Raw genomic sequence first — 18,360 nt, 5'->3', positions numbered from 1 at the left:
AAATGCGAATTGCATACATTTGTGCTGATCCGGGTATACCTGTATTTGGTCAAAAAGGATGCTCGATTCATGTCCAAGAGGTGATTCGAGCGTTGCAAAAGCAAGGTAGCCAAGTCACATTATTTGCTACTCAGATTGGGGGAGAATTACCCGCAGATTTAGCTAATGTTGTTGTTCATCAACTCCAGCTATCCCCAAATTAGAACGGGCGGTGCGAGAGCAAGTTGCTTTAGCGATGAATCCTGATTTACGTTTAAATTTGGAAAGATTTGGCCCCTTTGACTTCATTTATGAACGTTATTCTCTTTGGAGTTATAGCGTGATGGAATATGCCCAAGCTATGAAAATTCCGGGGTTGTTGGAGGTGAATTCGCCTCTGATTACAGAACAAGCACAGCATCGGGGTTTGATCGATCGCCAAAGTGCGGAAGAAGTCGCAAATCAGGTGTTTTCAGCAGCTACAACACTAATTGCTGTTTCAGATGCAGTGAAAACTTACTTAATGAATTATGTGGACGGTAGCAAAGTTCATGTCATCCCTAATGGTGTCAATCCTCACCGCCTTTCTACCCTTCGTCCGACAACTCAACCAGAAACCTTTACAGTGGGATTTGTCGGTACGTTGAAACCGTGGCATGGATTGCCAATTCTCACAGAAGCTTTTAGTTTACTGCATCAACGTGTTCCCAATGCCAAACTTTTAATTGTTGGCGATGGCCCGGAACGGGAAAATCTGCAAAGGGAATTAGCTGCACAAGGATTAGATGCTCATGCTCAATTTACAGGTGCGGTGAATCCTGATCAAGTTCCCCAATTATTAGCAGCAATGGATGTCGCCGTTGCACCCTACGCCGCACAATCTGATTTTTACTTCTCACCATTGAAAGTATATGAATATATGGCGGCTGGTTTGCCTGTAGTAGTTAGTCAGATTGGGCAATTGGCAGACTTAATTGATCCAGAGGTAAATGGTATTCTTTGTCCTCCAGGTGATGCGATCGCTTTAGCAGAGGCTTTAGAAAAATTGTGGCGATCGCCTCCTCTCCGTCATACTTTAGGACAGGCGGCGCGGCAAACGGTAATAGCACATCATACTTGGGATGCGATCGCGAAACAAATTCTCTACATAGCATCTCCATTGCCGATGGAGGTGAAACTATAAATGTCAAAAGCTCAAAATGTTCCTGGTTTGTGGGGAATCTTAGTTTATTTCTGGCCTGACATTCGTCCACAATATGGACTAATTTTGATTTCTGCGATCGCTTTAATTGCAGATGTCGGACTCCGGGTATTAGAACCTTGGCCGCTCAAGTTTGTCTTTGATTACGTTCTCCTGCGTGGCGATAAGATAAATAAGATTCCCATCATTGCTAGTCTAGAACCGATAACATTACTGACATTCTCAGCCGTTGCAGTCTTACTCATTACAGGCTTCCGCGCCCTTGCTGCCTATTGGAGTACTGTCGGATTAGCAACAGTTGGTAGCCGAGTCATGGCAAAAGTGCGTAATCATTTATATTGCCATCTGCAAGATTTATCTTTGGCATATCACACCAAAGCACGTAGCGGTGATTTAATTATCCGTGTCAGTAGCGATGCTAGCCGTCTCCAAGAAATTATGATTACGGCAGCATTACCGCTAGTAGTCAGCATTCTGACTCTATTTGGGATGATTGGGGTAATGTTTTGGATGAATCCCAGCCTGACCCTACTTTCACTATTTACGCTACCGTTATTTTGGCTAGTTACTAACCGACTCAGCCAGCGTATTAAAGATTCCTCATTAAAGCAACGCCAACAAGAAGGTGCTGTGGCGGCGACGGCGGCTGAGTCCATTGCTGCCATTAAATTAGTGAAAGCCTTATCCTTGCAAGATGCTTTTGCACGCGTATTTGCTCAACAAAATCAGCGTAGTCTCAAAGAAAGCGTCAAAACTCAACGGCTGGCGGCTCACTTGGAACGTACCGTTGATGCTGTGATTGCACTGGGAACAGCGATCGTTTTATGGTATGGCTCTTGGCTGGCGCTGCGGGATGCTTTAACACCTGGGGATGTGCTGGTATTTCTCACCTACCTGAAGAATGCCTTTAAGCCAGTGCAGAACTTCGCTAAATACACCGGACGACTGGCGAAAGCGGCGGCTTCGAGTGAGCGCATTTTAGATGTATTAAATCAGCAACCCGATGTCTATGATTTGCCAGATGCAATCCCAGCCCCGATTTTCCGAGGTGCAGTGCGTTTTGATCGCGTTCACTTTGCTTATGAATCAGGACAAGTTCTACTGCAAGAAATCAACTTAAATATTCAACCGGGACAACAAGTAGCGATCGTTGGGACTTCTGGTGGTGGTAAATCTACATTAGTTAGTTTATTATTACGACTTTATGATCCAACAGCAGGGCGCGTAATGATTGACGGGCGGGATATTCGAGAATATATATTGGCATCATTACGTCCGCAAATTAGTGTAGTTTTGCAAGATAGTCTCTTATTCGCTGCTAGTATTCGAGAGAATATTGCCTACGGGATCGCCGGGGTGTCTGATGCTGAAATCGAAGATGCGACTCGTTTAGCTAATGCTCATGATTTTATCCAAGCTTTACCACAAGGATATGACACCCTTGTAGGGGAAAGAGGCGCAACTCTTTCTGGGGGACAAAGACAAAGAATTGCGATCGCTCGTGCTGCTATCCGTCAAGCTCGTATCCTGATTTTAGATGAACCAACTACGGGGTTAGATAAGGGTAATGAGAAGGCTGTTATTGATGCGCTGCAACAGTTGTCGGAAAATCGGACTACTTTTTTAATTACTCATGATCTTTATCTGGCAACTCGCGCAGATATGATTCTTTATCTGGAAAATGGGCAGGTGGTGGAACAAGGTACTCATCTGGAATTGATACAACAGAATGGGCGTTATGCGGCTTTGTATCAAGTGCAGGCTTCTTTGAGGGTTTAGAGACGCAGAGGTACGCAGAGTATGGGCTTTAGTGATGGGAAGATGCCTTTTTTGGCGGATGCGGTTGATCGGTTGCAGGTGGAAGAGTGTTTTGGGCGGTGTTTAGCGATCGCTGCAAATTGTCGTGTGCAAACAGTCCGGGTTATTCGTCATAAGTTGGGGCGGCGTTGTTTGATTGAATATGAATTGATTAATGATGATGGACAAATAATTACGCTCATTGGTAAGGTTAGGGCTAAGGGAACAGATTTTCATAGTTATGAATTACAGAAATCTCTATGGTCAGCGGGTATTTGGTGATGATAGTCCTGATGGAATTTCTGTACCTGAACCTGTCGGGGTAATTCCTAAATGGCAAATGTGGTTACAGCGTAAAGTTGAAGGGATTATTGCTACTCAATTTTTATCACAAACTGACAGTATTTTACCCGCAAAACTAATTGCTGAAGCTGCCCATAAATTGCACCAAGCTAATATTCCTCCTCGTCGTTCTCATACTATGTCAGATGAATTGCGAATTTTGCATGAGCGGATTCCATTAGTTACGCAACAATATCTACAATGGCAAGAACGTTTAGAGAGAATATTAGAAGCAAGTAATCATTTAGGAGAAAACACTCCAGAAGCAAAAACCTGTGGTATTCACCGTGATTTTTATCCTGATCAAGTGATTATTGATAATTCTCGTTTGTATCTCATCGACCTAGATTTATATTGTGAAGGTAATCCGGCGCTTGATATCGGTAACTTCATTGGTCATATTCAAGAATACAGTCTTCGTACTTTTGGCAATTCTCAAGTATTACAAGACTATGAAAATGTTTTAACTGAAAGATTTATTCAGCTTACAAGCGATGAATTCCTCACAGCAATTCAATCCTATACCACTCTAACTTTAGTTCGACATATTCATATCAGCACCCAATTTGTAGAACGTCGTCCTTTTACAGAAGCACTATTAAATCTGTGTGAACAGCGACTTGGGATAATTCATAATTTGTAAATATATCGGTTTATTAGAAAACAAAGTGGCTGCATTGCAAGCACAACAGTTTTCGCCTCAAGTTGAGTTAAAGGGAGAGATTATCTTTGCGATGACTTGCTATTGTTTATATTGTGGGGTGGGCATCTCGCCATTAGTGTCAAGTTAAGAAAAATAGAAACTTGTCAAGTGGGTAAATCTCAGTAGTTAAACTCAACGTAAGGGTGTTGAGAATAGCCATGAGTAAGCCACGGAAAAAAACAAAATCAGGCGATTGCACTCACACCGACAACAGCGAGTCGCATTTTTAGTGAGAATAGATAGAGCGATCGCATTCACAAAAACACAACAGGCGATCGCACTAAGGAATGAGGATTAAATAAGATCCATAATTATCGGATCTGCGGTACGGCTGTATAATTCCATTGCGGCAAATAATCGTCAAATACAATCTCCATCATCTGCTTAAACTCCTCTGTGACTTTGCGACCGGTCTTGTATACGCCATCTAAGATCGTTGTAAATACCTGAAGCCCTGATTTCGTCTTAGTTTTTGCAATTAACTCCTCGACTATCTCAACACTCTCAAAAATGACCCCCTGACAAGCACGAGTCACATGAGGAAACAAGCGATGTTCAATAGGGTTGTATTTTGAGGTGTATGGGGGATAATGAGCAATGCGAATTTCAATCCCTAACTCATTCACCAAGGCTTGTAAATCTTGGCTTTTACAGATAATGGCGAGAATTGTTACTACCACCCCCATCGCACAGCAACAGGATGGAATTAGCAGTCTGATAGTGCTTTGAACCATAGTGCTTCCACCAATAGCGCAGTGAATCACAGGCAAACTCACCCGTGTCATGACTGATTCCAATCTGGATGTAACCCTCATTGAGGGACAGGTCATACAACCCATGCGGAATCACTACGCCCTCAGCTAAGGTAGGCCAATCATGGTCAAACACTTCTATCTCGGCTTGGGTATACAACTTCCCGGCTCGATATAACCCCCCAATCAGTTCTTTTTTTTGTATCCATGCTGATCACAGGATTGCCTGCGGCTTGATAGGTTTCAATCAACTCTTCAATATTTTCAAACTGTTCATTGCGCTGGGGATGCGCTCCAGTGCTTAAACGCTTTTGAGCTTTGCGTCTGCGGTAGTGATGGCGTTCCAAGAGTTGATCTACCACCGTTACACTCACCTCTATCCCTTCCTCCTGTAACAACTCGGCAATTTCAATGCGCGTCAGGTTAGTCCATTTCACCGTTTCATCCATCGGTGAACCTGCTGTATGCTGCGCCAACACTTGTAAAAATACTGTTTCTAAACCAACAATTGTCGAGAGTGCTGATTTGCGCCCACCACCCTGGCGGCGAATTCTACTCATACTCATCGCTGCTTCATCATCCAACTCCTCCATCCCCAGGCGAAGCGTATAATAATCGCAACCAAATAGGTTACTGACATAGCTTATTCCTCCCCATCCCAGTTTGATGGATTCTATCGCGGCATAGCGACGACGATCTTTCTCGCTTAAGGACCAATATAGTCGTTGCATTTGCTGCTCAATCTCGGATGAATACGGAGTCATAGAATCGAAGAATTCAATGGACATATTCAGCTTATTATTGCATGACCCATTTCTGGATCTTATTTAATCCTCGTTCCTAACGCACCCTACAAAATCAGGCGATCGCACTTTATCAACTATCATATATGCGCGATCGCTTGACTTTTAAGACAGTCTCTATGAGTACGAGCGATCGCACCATTGATTTACGTAGGGTGTGTTAGCGATCGCGTAACACACCGAATATTAGCAACAATAAAGTGCCGTACTCTCATTAACGCATCCTACAAGATCGGCGATCGCACTTTTATTTTTTACTGAGAAGCAAGTCATACTCAGCGTGCGATCCGACCCAGAACCACACTATTTTCTGTTCGTCAGCTTTCATCACTCCCAACGCTCGCCATCCGATTCCAATTCTGACTGACCAAATATTCTCTTTCGGCTTAACTTCTTTAAATTCTAAACTGGGATGGAATGGATTTTGTTTCCAGAGTTCGTAGTTCTTTTTGGCAGTTTCCTTTATTCGTGGCGGTAATTCCGCAAACCTTTGCCGAAAAGCCCTAGTTTTAGACGATCTTATTACTCCTCACCAAAACCTTTTTCTTCGGTTTTACCTTCTTGGTCTTCAATTAATGCTGATTGAGCCATTTTTTGGAGAATATCCAGATTAATCTCGGAATTTGCTAAGGTTTCCTGCCATTTTAGCTCATTCTCAATATCTGCTAACAGTTGTTGAGCAATTTCGTCTTGGAGATTTTCGGAAAGCTTTTGCGCTTCTTGGAAGGCTTTTTGTAACAGTTTAGTCATGCTGTCTTTGATAAGTTAAAAACTTAGCTAATAAACCATTATAGGGGATTTGCTGGGTTAGCCTACGGCAAGCAAGCTACGTTGCCTCAATCCAACCCACAATAAAGGCGATACTTGCGGTGGGCTGCGCCTACGCATTCACAAAAACACAACAGGCGATCGCACTACAAGACCAATGATCGCATTTTTGGTGAAAATTGAGAGAGCATCGCACTAGCAACAATAAGGTGCGTTAGACTTCGTTAACGCACCCTACAAAATCCGCGATCGCACTAACGCACCCTACAAGATCAGGCGATCGCACTTTGAATATGTTTATTAGCGGCTATGCAGTAGTGCTACAAGAGCGATCGCACTTCAGCGAGATAGCTGTGCAAGTCGTTCTGCAAGCCATACCTTAATAATTGACTGACGGGTGACACCCAATCGCTTTGCTTCATAATCTAATGCTTCAATCATCCAGGCTGGGAAATCAACGTTGACTCGTTTTTGCTCTAGTCCTGGACGCTTGGCTTGGGAGAGGTCTAAAAATTCGGTGATGTCTTCCCCCTGATCAAATTTCGCATCAAATTCTGTTGTTTTCATAAATTGCTACCTCTTCTTTTCGCGATCGTCGGACTGAGATCATCCGTACTCTGTTCTCTCGATAGGTAATGATGGCTGACTAGCATTGTTGAGCGATTGTACCGATGACCAGAAATCTTGGTTCGTATTCTATCCGAGCAGGGATTTCAACTCGATCAGGATCAGCCCATAGTTCTTGTGCATCTAGAAAGTTAATTCCGTGCTTTGCTAAGTTGGATTGGCTTTTAACGTCGTCAAACTCAAATTCCACATCGCCTAAAAGGTATAAAAAATATATCTTTATTATACTAATAGCGAGGGGGAATTCCTAATATATTTCTGAAAAGCGATCGCACTCAATCCATGATCGCCCCCTCGTCTCCCATACCATTAACACACTTTACAAGAGAGGCGATCGCACTTGGGGGGATAAGGTGTCGAGTGCGGGCAATCGCTTTGTTTGAGGTTTGGGTGGTACGGTACGCGATCGCACTCAACAAAACCTACAAGATCAGCGATCGCTCTAAAAAAGAGTGACTCCGATTTTGTCTATGGGTGATGCAGCTATCTTTGCTACAAGTGTGCCTTCATTATCCGTATTCAGAACTTCGATGACTGGCGTATTGCTGCCAGAATACATGGTTGCTATTTCGTCTAAAGGATTCTTTTTTACTTCCTCGCTTTCAGCATCCAACCGCCATTGCTCTTTCACAAACTCTTCTATCGACCGTATTTCATATTCACACCTGATCCTTACGCCGGCTGGCTGTATGGCATATCCCCAGGTGAACTGGATATCAAACGCCTCCTCTTCTATAGTCGTCTGTAACCCTACTACGTCACGCAAATGGTCTCTTTTCGCATTATTGTTTGGCAGTGTCCTGTATTCATCCGAAGCTATGATATCCAATACTTCTAAGCATGTCTTCCTGACTAGCTGTTTCACCAACGGTGGCACCTTGGAACTGAGTATTCGATAATATTTCATAACCATACGGCCTGCATTTTGCTCTGTGGAAAACCTCGTAGCCACTGGGATTGCATTATTTCCTCGCAATCTATTTTCCATATCTTTATCTGATATTGTCAGGTGCCGTGCCATTGAATGTCCTCGTTCGCCTGATAAGTCTTCATCCATGTCTGTTGACTTAATTTTATTCAGGTCATCGACTAGTCCATTTATATTCTTGTTTGTTAATTGCCCTTTTTTATGCAATTCTTCTGCCAAATCGTTACCTGAGTATTTGTGTGGTGATAATTTGGCAACTTCAAATAATCTCTTAAGCGCCTCATTCACGCCTTTCTTATTCTTAACATCGCCAAAACGCTTTACAAATTGCGTTTGTGTTTCATAAGGATCGATAAGTCGTTGGATGCTCATGTTGCCTATTTTATTTTGGCTATCATTACATAGCTGCGGTGATCGAGGCGATCGCATCACTGCCCCTCCATTCTGTTGCACAACATGGGTTAACTCATGCGCCAACAACTCTTGTCCACCCCGACTCCCAGGATTATATTCCCCTTGCCGAAAGAACACATCCTGTCCCGTTGTGAAAGCACGCGCCTGAATTGACCGATTCAACTGGTCTGATTGACCATCTGTGTGAACCTTTACCCCACTAAAATCAGCGCCAAATGCCTGTTCCATCGGTTCGCGGATGTTGTCTGCGATCGCCACTCCACCCCCCCGTGCTTGGTTAATGGACGCTTCTAAGTCTGGCGCAGCAGCCATCCCAGCCTCAGCCTGACGCTGCACCATCGGCTTCATCTGCAATTCTTCCTCATCCTCTGGCAATGCTTCTCGTTGCAGCGTGCTACTGTCCAGAGATTTCATTTGCAATTCTTCCTCATCCTCTGGCAATGCTTCTCGTTGCAGCGTGCTACTGTCCAGAGATTTCATCTGTAATTCTTCTTCTTCCTCTGGCAATGCTTCTCGTTGGAATGTGCTAATGTCCAGAGATTTCATCTGCAATTCTTCCTCATCCTCTGGCAATGCTTCTCGTTGGATAGATTGGCGATTTACAGGTTGTGCCATTCTTTGCATTACTTGTTGTGCGACGCTATCAGCTTCCTGTTCGTAAATGTCTCCAGGCTGGCTAATTGAGAGCTTTGCTTGAGAACGCAGTGGTATGCGACTGATATCGTGAGTAATCGGTTTAGGGAGTGGTTGTATTTCAGGAACTGCTTGGCGTGAAATTGCCGACGACTCTAAACTAAAGCCGGGTGTCGGGTGTTTCAAGGATGGGATTGAGAAGCCTGTAGTAGCTTGTTTCTTGCGGCTGACGTATTCTCTCATTTTCTTATCCTGTTGCCCAAGCAGCTAGATGAATATTTTGCTGTTACTAACATCTAGGGTACTGCGATCGCACTTGTAACACAATTCCTCAACTAAATCCAACCAAACACTAAGTTCGACTTTTGGCTACTTTTGATTCTGATGCAGTACCTTTAGCCTGGATTTAGGGAGAGTTTTTTATTTATGGACTCAAAACAGCAACAAACTTTTTTCACCTTCGATGGAGATGTTGGCGGTACTGCTGGCTACGCTGGGGTTTCGGCGGCATCTGATGCTACCAAGGCGGCTAAAACGGCAAGTAAATATCTCAACGACTCACGGCTGATGAACCAGCTTACAGAACACGTATATAAACTTATGCTAGAAGATTTGCGATCGCAGCGCGAAAGAATAGGTAGTTATGATTCTCAAAGGTGGTTGTGATGGCTACAGGCGCTAACAATGGCAACATTACTCACGAATTAAATTATGTCACTACTAATCGGTTCTACGTAGAGATAGACAGTTCTATTGCGGCATCTTTCGCTGAATGTTCAGGATTAAGCGTTCAAATTAAGAAAAATGTTTTTCTGGAAGGTGGTGTCAACGACCAGCAAAGAATTTATTTAGGTCATACAGAATTTGCAGACGTAACTCTTAAACGTGGATTTACCGATCATCCAGGTTTTTGGAACTGGATAAATGCAGTTTTTGATGAACAAAAGAAAACATCTCGACGCAATGTCAATATTTTGATTTTCAATCAAGCCGGTGAAACGATGATGAGTTGGACTTTGATTGGTGCTATTCCTATAACCTGGAAAACACCTGCACTCCAAGCCGATGGTAAGGCAGTTGCCATTGAAGAATTAACTTTAGCTTATGAAGGCTTACAAGTTGCAAGAGCTACAGGAGGAGGCGTTTCTGTACAACGGAATCAAACAACAGGATATTTCGTTTCTAACTAATTAGCTATTTTAAATCATAAATATGCAAATTATTCAATCTCCACTAGGAAACAATATTCATCCCCTTGGGGCAATAACATCTTTATCTCATCCTCAAAAAATGTTGTTGAGAAAAGACTCTCCTTATTTGAAATCACAAAGTAATTTTGTCAGTTTAATACAAACTAAACGACCATTAGCCACATCTTCAAAATTTTTCTTATCTCGTAAATATGAACAGTCGATTCAACCAGTAATCGGTTGGGATACTTGGGATACTCAGGATATCAATAGTGAGCTTACATCGCTAGAACTTGATTCTTTTGATTCAATAATATCACCAGAAGATAGCCATATTAATACTATTAAATTAGCAAGAAATAGCACTCAAGATATACAACTAAATCTTATTGATAAGAATACGGCTAAAGTTACACAACAAGACATAAATACTAAAGATAAATCTAAATCAATAAAAACAAGTAAATCTCAAAAGCCACCAGAAAGAAAATCAAAATCTAAAAAAGCGGTCAAATCTTCAGTAGCTAAGAATGCTAGTAAATTTGTTGATGACAGTAACATTGATATCAATCGTCATGAAGATAGATTACTATTATCAGATGAGTCTCTGCCTGTTAAAGATAATTTGAAATTACCTACTTTACCACTTGAAATAGCTTCCAATAATATTATAAATGAGCAAAATTTTGTTAGTAGTATTAAGCCTATTTTAACCGCATCAGATTTGCCTATTGTTCAAGAACAATCAGTTTTATTCAATAATATTGCTAACGATAGTTTGCAAGCAAGCCCTGAGTTACCATCTAGCTTACCTATTCCAGAGTCTTCTTTTAAAAAAAGTATTTTGCCATCACAAAAAGAGATTAAAATAAATGATAATACAAATGAAGTAATAGAAAATTCGCTTGGCGAATTTCCTTTGCATAATAATGTAGAGCATGGATTTTTCCCGCATAGTAACTTTACTGATAATGAGCAACCAATAATTACCGATACATCAGAATCAGTTAATATCTCAAATATCCCATTCAGTCCAACACTGCCACAACAGCATATTGAAACATATAGGTTTCCTTCTGTAGTTGATAATCAAACTAGCCCTTTATCGACAAATTTAATACAAAAAAAAGACGTATCACCATTTTTAACTTCTCCATCGTCGGAAGGAGAATCAGCAAATATAAATATTAATTTAGAGACAATTAAAGCCACTGAGCCAAACTTGATATCAGAAAGCATTGCGAGTAATTTTATTACAGATAATGCTGTTGTTGATAATTCTCTACCTTTGTTGTCAACACTTACTTCACCCAATGTTGATGATGCACCGACTTTACTGCATTCTTTGGGCAACGATCAAAATACCGTAGGGGCGCACGGTTATTCTGCCCTACCGGATGGTGTTGCACCTAATTATGAGTCTTCAGTTGTAAAAAGCCCTATTACAATACAACAAGAAATTGATTCTAATGTTCTGAGTGAGTTTCCAGCTAGTAGCCCTGTTCAGCTAACACCTACTTCAACCGATGTTGAAGACACACCTAATTTATTTAGAAACTCTGATAGCAAAGAACAGTTAGTAACTTTAGAGTCACAATCTGCTATGACGGTTAATGTTTCAGATGTCTCAGCAAATGTGACTTCATTGGAACATGACAGCAATGTTGAGAATACTACCAGAGAGTCTACAGAAATTCAGCCAATCTTAGCACCACCTGAGATTGTTGAACCTGCAATGTCTAACGACAAACCGCTAGGCGTATACGCACCAACACTTCCCGCCACATCGCCTGAGATTGGTGAAACACCAATAATTACCACCACATCACCTGAGATTGTTCAACCTGCGATGTTTAACGATAAACCGCTAGGCGTTTACGCACCACTTCCCGCCACATTGCCTGAGATTGGTGAAACACCAATAATTACCACCACATCACCTGAGATTGTTCAACCTGCGATGTCTAACGATAGACCACTAGGCGTATACGCACCAACACTTCCCGCCACATCGCCTGAGATTGGTGAAACACCAATAATTACCACAATATCGCCTGAGATTGTTCAACCTGCGATGTCTAACGATAGACCACTAGGCGTCTACGCACCACTTCCCGCCACATCGCCTGAGATTGGTGAAACACCAATAATTACCACAATATCGCCTGAGATTGTTCAACCTGCGATGTCTAATGATAAACCACTAGGCGTCTACGCACCACTTCCCGCCACATTGCCTGAGATTGGTGAAACACCAATAATTACCACAATATCGCCTGAGATTGGAGAAACTGAGAGTATTTTCAGGCAAATTATTGACAATGAACAAACAGTAGAATCAGAATTTCCTACGCAAAATAATGTCAGCATACCATCTGAAGTTGAGCAAAATGCGATCGCAAAAAATTTGCCAGCACCTAAAGGTTATGCTACTGGTGGTCATGTAACAGCTTCCCCAGTTGAAAATCGTCAGCAGATAGCATCTTCCGATACTGTACCTGCAATGCTTACACCTGGAGAGTTTGTAATTAATACCAGGGATGCACAGAAGAATTTACCTTTACTACACCACATCAACACTGGTGGGACACCGCACGATATCATCCTTCCCAGTTTACAGACACCCAATGTTCAAGAATCAGAAGAAACAACCTCTCCAGAAACTCCGACTAAAGTCGATTCTTTTCCAGACACTTCATTACAACTAAAAAGTGCTGAGACTGACTCACCTCAGATATCTAATTCTTTAATTCCTTCTTCCTTGGGGTTGAATATTAGTAGACAAAAGCTTTCGATATTCAATTCTCCACAGCTTAATCCTCTTCAAAACGAAACAAGTAATGTGGATGAACCTTCACCTCAATACTCATCACCTCCCATGATTTTCCGAAAAGCAAATCCCACCACTAACACATCTTCCCAATGGTCAAACACACCTTCTCAATGGTCAAGTGTGGAAGATTTACTAAATGGAAATAATGATGAATTCACTAGCTTTAATTTTAATAGTGGGGAAGCTAACAGCCAAAATTATGAATTTTCCCATGTTTCCGAATCTCCACAAATTTTTGCTAAACACCTTCCTACACCTCAAGGCTTTGCTGATGGTGGAGAAGTCACTCTACCAGATATATCTAGAGAAATACAACCGGTAACTCAGACAATAGAGAGCGCATCCTCATCCCCTCAAAAAGATGACAAAGATGATGCGGCTAATCTTGAAGCTTTAGCCCGTGAAATTTATACCAGATTACGACAAAGGATAGAAATTGAGCGAGAACGTCATGGCGGTTACTCAGGTAGATTACCTTGGTAGATTTCCATTCAATAATTAATTTTCGGAGAAATACTCAAATGGCAAGCCCAGCAATTATTGTTACTCAAAAGCGTCAACCACAACTTCAAAAAGCCAAACTTGTGGCTTATAAAAGTGGAGCAACAAAAGATATTGAATTGATGTTTAATCCGACAGATATTAGTTTTACTAGAACTGTTAAGTGGGAAAGTGAGCAAGGAAATAGAAGTACCGATCTTATCCCTAAAGTTAATTTTTCTGGCGTTGAGCCTTACAAATTTACACTTAAACAATTGCTATTTGATACTTATGAAACTAAAGAATCGGTAATGAAGTATATAAATATTATTAAAAAAGGTGTAGAAAGTATAGATAATAAACCTGATACGCGTCCACCTGTTTATATATTTACATGGGGAACCGAATATTTTTATTGCGTAATTACGAGTTTAACTTACACTTTAAATATGTTTCTTACAGATGGTACTCCAGTCAGGGCACTGGTAGATATATCTTTGCAAGAAGTAGATAAGAACAATATTCCTGGAGGAAAAGAATCAGCTTCTAAAGGCAAAGATCGTCAGGCAAATGAAAAATTGGGGCCAACTGATAAACCAAATTAACCAAATTTTTGAAGAAGAATTCAGAAGTCAGAATTCAGGAGTCAGAATCAAGACGCGACTCGAAAATACTCGCTAACGCTCCGCTATCGCGGACTCGCTAACGCAACTCTTAGAGACGCTAAAAGCGAACGCTATCAGTCGCAGATTCAGACCCGCGACTGATTGAAGACCACTAAATTGAAAATTTAGTGGGGGTCTTAAACCCGTTTATTCAGACGCGACGCTCGAATACTCGCTCTAAGCGAAGCATCCCGAAGGGTATACGCTACGCTATCCGCCACTCGTACAGAATTGATACTGAATTCTGACTCCTGACTCCTGAATTCTGTTTAGATAAATACTTATTTGTCACTTCGCTATCTTTCAAGGTTACTCGAAATATCTACTGCTTATAAAATAATAGTTATGACAAAAGAAAGCCTCTATTTAAGTCAACCTCAAATCCAGATAGAAGGACTAAATGATTATTCAGAATTGATGAAAGATTTGGTGCAAATCACCATAGAAGAAAGCCTTCATTTACCAGCAATGTTTACTCTAGTAGTACATAATAGCTATCTTTCCACTTCTGAACGCTCAGAAAACAAGCCTTGGCGATATGAGCAGGTATTTAAGATTGGCAAAAAAGTAAAGTTGGGTTTTAGTGGAAGTACTACTCAAAATCTTAATTTCAAAAAAGATTTAGAAAGTTTTTTGATGGAAGGCGAAATTACAGCAATGGAAGTTCACTTCAATGAGAAATCTGAAGCTGATGTAATTGTTCGTGGCTATGATATTTCTCATCGTCTTCACAGAGGCCGTTACAATCGTTCTTTTTTGAATGAAACTGATAGCGATATAGTCAAGAAAGTAGTTAAAGAAGTAGGAATAAAACTAGGTAATATAGAGTCAACTAGTGAAGTTCATAAGTATGTCTTTCAAGAAAATCAAACTAATATGGAGTTTTTGCGGGAACGGGCTGCCCGCATTGGCTTTGAATTATTTATTACAGACGACAAAGTAAATTTTTGCAACCCAAAAGTTCAGGGAGATTTGCCACTAAAATGGCTAGTTGATATTAGTAAGTTTAGTACCCGCGTCACCAGTGCTGAACAGGTGAGTTCTGTGGAAGTACGTGCCTGGGACTATAGCCAGAAAAGATTGATTAGTCAAACAGCCAAGAAAGAGAAGCAAGTAACTGAGACAGGTAATAAGCTAGGAAGTAGTACAAGTACTGCATTTTCTAATCTTAATTCTCCCAAAATGACTGTTGTAGATAAACCTGTTGCCAGTGAAAAGCAAGCAAAGGATATGGCTCAGGCTTTGTGTGATGAACTCGGAGGAGAATTTGTTTATGCAGATGCCAAAGCCACAGGGAATCCTGAGATTCGTCCGGGACGAGTTGTTAAACTTGAAGGTATGGGCGATCGCTATAATGGTAAGTACTATATTACAGAAACACGCCATTTCTTCAATCAGCGTGTTTATGAAACTAATTTCAGCGTCCGGGGACTACGTTCTGGTAGCTTATTCACAACTCTATCTCCACAAAAAAGCCTACAGCCATCTGAGACTTTATTAGTCGGAATTGTAACTAATAACAAAGACCCAGAGAAAATGGGCAGAGTGAAAGTTAAGTTCCCAACGATGACAGAAGAACATGAAAGTAACTGGGCGAGAGTTGTAGCTTTGGGAGCAGGCCCAAACAGAGGTTTTGACTGTTTGCCAGAGGTAAACGATGAAGTTTTAGTAGGTTTTGAGCATGGAGATATTCACCGTCCCTACGTCATTGGTGGAGTATGGAATGGTAAAGATGCACCACCCGAAAAGGTAGATGACTCAGTTACAAGTGGTGTAAGATTACGCACCATTAAAACTCGTGTGGGTCATGTTCTACAGTTTGTTGAAGAAGACAAAGGAAGTAGTAAAACAGGTATTCGCGTAGAAACTAAAGACGGTCACAAAATATATCTCAATGATAGTCAAAGGTGCATAGAGATTGAAACCAAAGGCGGTCATAAAATCAAAATGGACGATATGGCTAAATCTGTTTCAGTGAAATCAACAGGTAATATGTCATTAGATGCTGCTGGAAATATAGATATTTCAGCCACTGGCACAATTACAGTTAAAGGTGCGATGATTCGCCTTAATTAATTTTCTATGTTTTTTCTCAGCGCTCTCTGTGCCTCTGTGGTTAGATAAATTACTTTTAAACCACAGAGGCACAGAGAACACAGAGGCAAGAGATTAAAGACACTACACTATTAGGAGGTTGTGATGGGTAAACCAGCAGCAAGAATTACCGACAATGTAGCGCACCCCTTACCCCCAGTATTAACAGGAGGGTCCGGGTAGTCCCAATGTATTGATTGGGTCTTTACCTGCATGGCGGGGTGTGCTTGCAGCAGCAGTACCAGGTTTACAGTCTGCTAAACAAGTTTCTGATACGGCTATTCAAGTGGCTGAGGCTGCTACTAAGGCGGCTGCTGGTACACCAGGGCACCGGCTGCTCTAGCTGCCGAACAAGCTACAAAGGCAACATCAGCAGCTACTATGGGTAGCTGCGATCGCAGCTGCTGCCGCAGGTGCTGATATATCATAATTGCGCCACACCTTTACCCCTACCTCCCCACGGCCCTGGGGTTGTGATTGATGGTAGTCAGACTGTGCTGATTAACAATCTACCTGCATCTCGGATGGGGGACACCGTTTTAGAAGCATTGGGGCCACCGAATAAAATTATCAAAGGCGATTTTACTGTTTTGATTGGCGGCTGATTGGAAAAGTAGAGGAGATGAAGGAGGGGAGAGTTGGAACTTTATTCATCCATCTCAGAACTCCGTTCATCCACTGTTTTATTGAAAATTGTTAATATCGCCTAAAACTGGGCGCATAAATGATCGCTCATAACTAACAATACACTTTGTTCGACGCGCAAATTCATACGCTTTCCGACAAGCCGGATCTTGCTGAGAGTCTATCCGGTATTGCTCGTATGCTGCAAGGCTGGGAAAACTGAACAGAGCTACGGCAATATTATTAGCTCCTTCATGTGGAAGAAAGTACCCGTGATGTTTTCCACCAAATTTTTCCACCAACGGAATCCACATACATCCGTATGCTTCAAAATCCGAAATTTTGTCAGGATCGATAACGTAGCGCAAATAGCAAGTAATCATATCAATCTGCTTTCAGGACTTTTCTCCTCATCAGTCACCTATCCTAGTTTCTTCTCCCAAAATAATGCCTTGCCCATCTGGGGATTTAGCTCATAACCACTGAATCCGCACGCCTTGTATGCTGACTGGGCAACATGGTTTCCTTCTAGTACCTCTAGCGTGAGTTTGCAGCAACCCAAATCCAACGCTATCTCCTCCGCTTTCTGTAGCAGCAGTTTGGACAAGCCTCTACCACGGTAGGGTAAAGCAACGATGACATCGTGAATATTAAGTAATGGCTTACACGCGAACGTAGAAAATCCTTCTAAGCAGACAACAAGCCCTGCGGGTTTGGTATCGACAAGCGCAAGAATGACATGAGCCGCTTTTCTTTTTGCAAGCTCTGCTGAGAGATTTGCTTTAACGTAATCCGACAAACCTTTACTACCACCCATCGGGTCGAGTGCATACTCATCCATCAATTGCACCATAACCTCTGCATGAGCAAGTATACTCAGGTCTGCTTCAAAAATTTCAATCATCTATTAATTCTTAATTCTTCAAATGTTGGCATAACGTTTCTGGTCAGTGGCTGCCGACAACCCTAGTTTGCGATATTTTATCTAAACAGAATTCAGGAGTCAGGAGTCAGAAAACAGGTATGAATTCTGTACGAGTGGTGGATAGCGTAGCGGTAGCGAGTCCACGATAGCGTAGCATTAGCGAGTATTCGAGCGTCGCGTCTTGATTCTGACTCCTGAATTCTGACTTCTGAATTCTTCTTCAACTGAATTACAGCACTTTTCATGTATTCGAACTATATTTGTCGTAAGGGCACAGCAATGCTCATTGGTGTCAACTTAAGCTAAAAGCTTTGTCAAATCTCGTTTCCAGCCTCTGGGCTGGAAATGCAACTTAAAAGCGGCTCTGCCGCCAGCAAGAGAGGCGGAGCCTCTATGAGGGCATTCCCAGTCGGAGACTGGGAACGAGACAAGACTCATTCACGAGTATCAAAGACTCGTCCACGAGTATCAAAGACTCGTCCGCGAGTATCAAAGACTCGTCCGCGAGTATCAAAGACTCATTCACGAGTATCAAAGACTCGTCTGCGAGTATCAAAGACTCATTCACGAGTATTAAAGACTCATTCACGAGTATCAAAGAC

The 18,360-nt window shown here is 41.9% G+C and carries 21 protein-coding genes and 1 pseudogene; 13 read left to right on the top strand and 9 right to left on the bottom strand.

The window, feature by feature from the left end; all coding sequences use genetic code 11:
- Window positions 1-2: 2 nt before the first annotated feature.
- From ANSO36C_RS10670 to ANSO36C_RS10650, 5 genes are read left to right on the top strand one after another with little or no spacing between them, the layout of a single operon-like run.
- The gene (locus ANSO36C_RS10670) at window positions 3-203 is read left to right on the top strand and encodes a hypothetical protein (protein WP_251959507.1); all 201 of its coding nucleotides are present in this window, start codon (window positions 3-5) and stop codon (window positions 201-203) included.
- 8 nt (window positions 204-211) lie between these two features.
- Window positions 212-1,162: a glycosyltransferase family 4 protein gene (locus ANSO36C_RS10665; RefSeq protein WP_251959506.1), complete on the top strand. Its 951-nt coding sequence runs from the start codon at window positions 212-214 to the stop codon at window positions 1,160-1,162.
- Window positions 1,163-2,959 carry an ABC transporter ATP-binding protein gene (locus ANSO36C_RS10660; protein ID WP_251959505.1) on the top strand — a complete coding sequence of 599 codons (1,797 nt, stop codon included), beginning with the start codon at window positions 1,163-1,165 and terminating at the stop codon, window positions 2,957-2,959. It begins immediately after the preceding gene.
- A gap of 21 nt (window positions 2,960-2,980) precedes the next feature.
- Complete coding sequence (locus tag ANSO36C_RS10655; protein WP_251959504.1) at window positions 2,981-3,259, top strand: hypothetical protein; 279 nt, start codon at window positions 2,981-2,983, stop codon at window positions 3,257-3,259.
- Complete coding sequence (locus tag ANSO36C_RS10650; RefSeq protein ID WP_251959503.1) at window positions 3,219-3,962, top strand: phosphotransferase family protein; 744 nt, start codon at window positions 3,219-3,221, stop codon at window positions 3,960-3,962. The genes ANSO36C_RS10655 and ANSO36C_RS10650 overlap by 41 nt, the downstream gene beginning before the upstream one ends.
- A 371-nt stretch (window positions 3,963-4,333) precedes the next feature.
- Here ANSO36C_RS10650 and ANSO36C_RS10645 read toward each other — a convergent pair whose 3' ends face one another.
- The 6 genes and pseudogenes from ANSO36C_RS10645 to ANSO36C_RS10625 all read right to left on the bottom strand — a co-directional run bounded on the left by ANSO36C_RS10645 (window position 4,334) and on the right by ANSO36C_RS10625 (window position 7,162).
- Complete coding sequence (locus ANSO36C_RS10645) at window positions 4,334-4,708, bottom strand: ISAzo13-like element transposase-related protein (RefSeq protein WP_410174687.1); 375 nt, start codon at window positions 4,706-4,708, stop codon at window positions 4,334-4,336.
- Window positions 4,671-5,223 (bottom strand): annotated as a pseudogene (locus tag ANSO36C_RS34820) (ISAzo13 family transposase). Before ANSO36C_RS34820 ends, ANSO36C_RS10645 begins: the two are co-directional and overlap by 38 nt.
- Before the next feature lie 601 nt (window positions 5,224-5,824).
- Window positions 5,825-6,043 (bottom strand): ParE family toxin-like protein, encoded by a 219-nt coding sequence (locus ANSO36C_RS35280; RefSeq protein ID WP_458368250.1) that lies wholly within the window; start codon window positions 6,041-6,043, stop codon window positions 5,825-5,827.
- Window positions 6,044-6,099: 56 nt separating this feature from the next.
- Entirely contained in the window at window positions 6,100-6,327 is a 228-nt protein-coding gene (locus ANSO36C_RS10635; RefSeq protein ID WP_251959500.1) for a hypothetical protein, read from the bottom strand.
- 357 nt (window positions 6,328-6,684) lie between these two features.
- The gene (gene brnA, locus ANSO36C_RS10630; protein ID WP_251959499.1) at window positions 6,685-6,912 is read right to left on the bottom strand and encodes a type II toxin-antitoxin system BrnA family antitoxin; all 228 of its coding nucleotides are present in this window, start codon (window positions 6,910-6,912) and stop codon (window positions 6,685-6,687) included.
- A gap of 79 nt (window positions 6,913-6,991) precedes the next feature.
- Window positions 6,992-7,162 (bottom strand): BrnT family toxin, encoded by a 171-nt coding sequence (locus tag ANSO36C_RS10625; RefSeq protein WP_251959498.1) that lies wholly within the window; start codon window positions 7,160-7,162, stop codon window positions 6,992-6,994.
- Between the two features lie 92 nt (window positions 7,163-7,254).
- Between ANSO36C_RS10625 and ANSO36C_RS10620 the strand changes: the two genes are divergently transcribed.
- Window positions 7,255-7,428 (top strand): hypothetical protein, encoded by a 174-nt coding sequence (locus ANSO36C_RS10620; RefSeq protein WP_251959497.1) that lies wholly within the window; start codon window positions 7,255-7,257, stop codon window positions 7,426-7,428.
- Here ANSO36C_RS10620 and ANSO36C_RS10615 read toward each other — a convergent pair.
- Window positions 7,415-9,190, bottom strand: coding sequence for an eCIS core domain-containing protein (locus tag ANSO36C_RS10615; protein WP_251959496.1), 1,776 nt, complete (start codon window positions 9,188-9,190; stop codon window positions 7,415-7,417). The genes ANSO36C_RS10620 and ANSO36C_RS10615 overlap by 14 nt on opposite strands.
- A 183-nt stretch (window positions 9,191-9,373) precedes the next feature.
- On the opposite strand from ANSO36C_RS10615, the gene ANSO36C_RS10610 reads away from it, so the two are divergent.
- The 7 genes from ANSO36C_RS10610 to ANSO36C_RS10580 all read left to right on the top strand — a co-directional run bounded on the left by ANSO36C_RS10610 (window position 9,374) and on the right by ANSO36C_RS10580 (window position 16,814).
- Window positions 9,374-9,613 carry a hypothetical protein gene (locus ANSO36C_RS10610; RefSeq protein ID WP_012407849.1) on the top strand — a complete coding sequence of 80 codons (240 nt, stop codon included), beginning with the start codon at window positions 9,374-9,376 and terminating at the stop codon, window positions 9,611-9,613.
- Entirely contained in the window at window positions 9,613-10,137 is a 525-nt protein-coding gene (locus ANSO36C_RS10605; protein WP_251959495.1) for a phage tail protein, read from the top strand. The genes ANSO36C_RS10610 and ANSO36C_RS10605 overlap by 1 nt, the downstream gene beginning before the upstream one ends.
- Before the next feature lie 22 nt (window positions 10,138-10,159).
- Window positions 10,160-13,453 carry a hypothetical protein gene (locus ANSO36C_RS10600; protein ID WP_251959494.1) on the top strand — a complete coding sequence of 1,098 codons (3,294 nt, stop codon included), beginning with the start codon at window positions 10,160-10,162 and terminating at the stop codon, window positions 13,451-13,453.
- Window positions 13,454-13,491: 38 nt separating this feature from the next.
- Window positions 13,492-14,055, top strand: a complete 564-nt coding sequence (locus ANSO36C_RS10595) for a CIS tube protein (protein ID WP_251959493.1) — start codon at window positions 13,492-13,494, stop codon at window positions 14,053-14,055.
- Between the two features lie 405 nt (window positions 14,056-14,460).
- Window positions 14,461-16,191: a VgrG-related protein gene (locus ANSO36C_RS10590; protein ID WP_251959492.1), complete on the top strand. Its 1,731-nt coding sequence runs from the start codon at window positions 14,461-14,463 to the stop codon at window positions 16,189-16,191.
- Window positions 16,192-16,402: 211 nt separating this feature from the next.
- On the top strand, window positions 16,403-16,552 hold the full coding sequence (locus ANSO36C_RS10585; protein WP_251959491.1) for a hypothetical protein: 150 nt from the start codon (window positions 16,403-16,405) through the stop codon (window positions 16,550-16,552).
- Between the two features lie 70 nt (window positions 16,553-16,622).
- Window positions 16,623-16,814, top strand: a complete 192-nt coding sequence (locus ANSO36C_RS10580; RefSeq protein WP_251959490.1) for a PAAR domain-containing protein — start codon at window positions 16,623-16,625, stop codon at window positions 16,812-16,814.
- Window positions 16,815-16,892: 78 nt separating this feature from the next.
- Here ANSO36C_RS10580 and ANSO36C_RS10575 read toward each other — a convergent pair whose 3' ends face one another.
- Both ANSO36C_RS10575 and ANSO36C_RS10570 read right to left on the bottom strand, forming a co-directional pair.
- Window positions 16,893-17,216 carry an NIPSNAP family protein gene (locus ANSO36C_RS10575; protein WP_251959489.1) on the bottom strand — a complete coding sequence of 108 codons (324 nt, stop codon included), beginning with the start codon at window positions 17,214-17,216 and terminating at the stop codon, window positions 16,893-16,895.
- A gap of 38 nt (window positions 17,217-17,254) precedes the next feature.
- Window positions 17,255-17,737 carry a GNAT family N-acetyltransferase gene (locus ANSO36C_RS10570; protein WP_251959488.1) on the bottom strand — a complete coding sequence of 161 codons (483 nt, stop codon included), beginning with the start codon at window positions 17,735-17,737 and terminating at the stop codon, window positions 17,255-17,257.
- Window positions 17,738-18,360 lie beyond the last annotated feature (623 nt).

The sequence above is a fragment of the Nostoc cf. commune SO-36 genome (assembly GCF_023734775.1).
Taxonomy (GTDB): domain Bacteria; phylum Cyanobacteriota; class Cyanobacteriia; order Cyanobacteriales; family Nostocaceae; genus Nostoc; species Nostoc commune_A.
This window is presented reverse-complemented; position numbering and strand designations above follow the sequence as displayed.

Bases quoted from the DNA above. Each gene is read 5' to 3' on its own strand.
- ANSO36C_RS10670 (WP_251959507.1), top strand. From the start codon at position 3: ATGCGAATTGCATACATTTGTGCTGATCCGGGTATACCTGTATTTGGT.
- ANSO36C_RS10660 (WP_251959505.1), top strand. From the start codon at position 1,163: ATGTCAAAAGCTCAAAATGTTCCTGGTTTGTGGGGAATCTTAGTTTAT.
- ANSO36C_RS10655 (WP_251959504.1), top strand. From the start codon at position 2,981: ATGGGCTTTAGTGATGGGAAGATGCCTTTTTTGGCGGATGCGGTTGAT.
- ANSO36C_RS10650 (WP_251959503.1), top strand. From the start codon at position 3,219: ATGAATTACAGAAATCTCTATGGTCAGCGGGTATTTGGTGATGATAGT.
- ANSO36C_RS10645 (WP_410174687.1), bottom strand. From the start codon at position 4,708: ATGGGGGTGGTAGTAACAATTCTCGCCATTATCTGTAAAAGCCAAGAT.
- ANSO36C_RS10635 (WP_251959500.1), bottom strand. From the start codon at position 6,327: ATGACTAAACTGTTACAAAAAGCCTTCCAAGAAGCGCAAAAGCTTTCC.
- brnA (WP_251959499.1), bottom strand. From the start codon at position 6,912: ATGAAAACAACAGAATTTGATGCGAAATTTGATCAGGGGGAAGACATC.
- ANSO36C_RS10620 (WP_251959497.1), top strand. From the start codon at position 7,255: ATGATCGCCCCCTCGTCTCCCATACCATTAACACACTTTACAAGAGAG.
- ANSO36C_RS10615 (WP_251959496.1), bottom strand. From the start codon at position 9,190: ATGAGAGAATACGTCAGCCGCAAGAAACAAGCTACTACAGGCTTCTCA.
- ANSO36C_RS10610 (WP_012407849.1), top strand. From the start codon at position 9,374: ATGGACTCAAAACAGCAACAAACTTTTTTCACCTTCGATGGAGATGTT.
- ANSO36C_RS10605 (WP_251959495.1), top strand. From the start codon at position 9,613: ATGGCTACAGGCGCTAACAATGGCAACATTACTCACGAATTAAATTAT.
- ANSO36C_RS10600 (WP_251959494.1), top strand. From the start codon at position 10,160: ATGCAAATTATTCAATCTCCACTAGGAAACAATATTCATCCCCTTGGG.
- ANSO36C_RS10595 (WP_251959493.1), top strand. From the start codon at position 13,492: ATGGCAAGCCCAGCAATTATTGTTACTCAAAAGCGTCAACCACAACTT.
- ANSO36C_RS10590 (WP_251959492.1), top strand. From the start codon at position 14,461: ATGACAAAAGAAAGCCTCTATTTAAGTCAACCTCAAATCCAGATAGAA.
- ANSO36C_RS10575 (WP_251959489.1), bottom strand. From the start codon at position 17,216: ATGATTACTTGCTATTTGCGCTACGTTATCGATCCTGACAAAATTTCG.
- ANSO36C_RS10570 (WP_251959488.1), bottom strand. From the start codon at position 17,737: ATGATTGAAATTTTTGAAGCAGACCTGAGTATACTTGCTCATGCAGAG.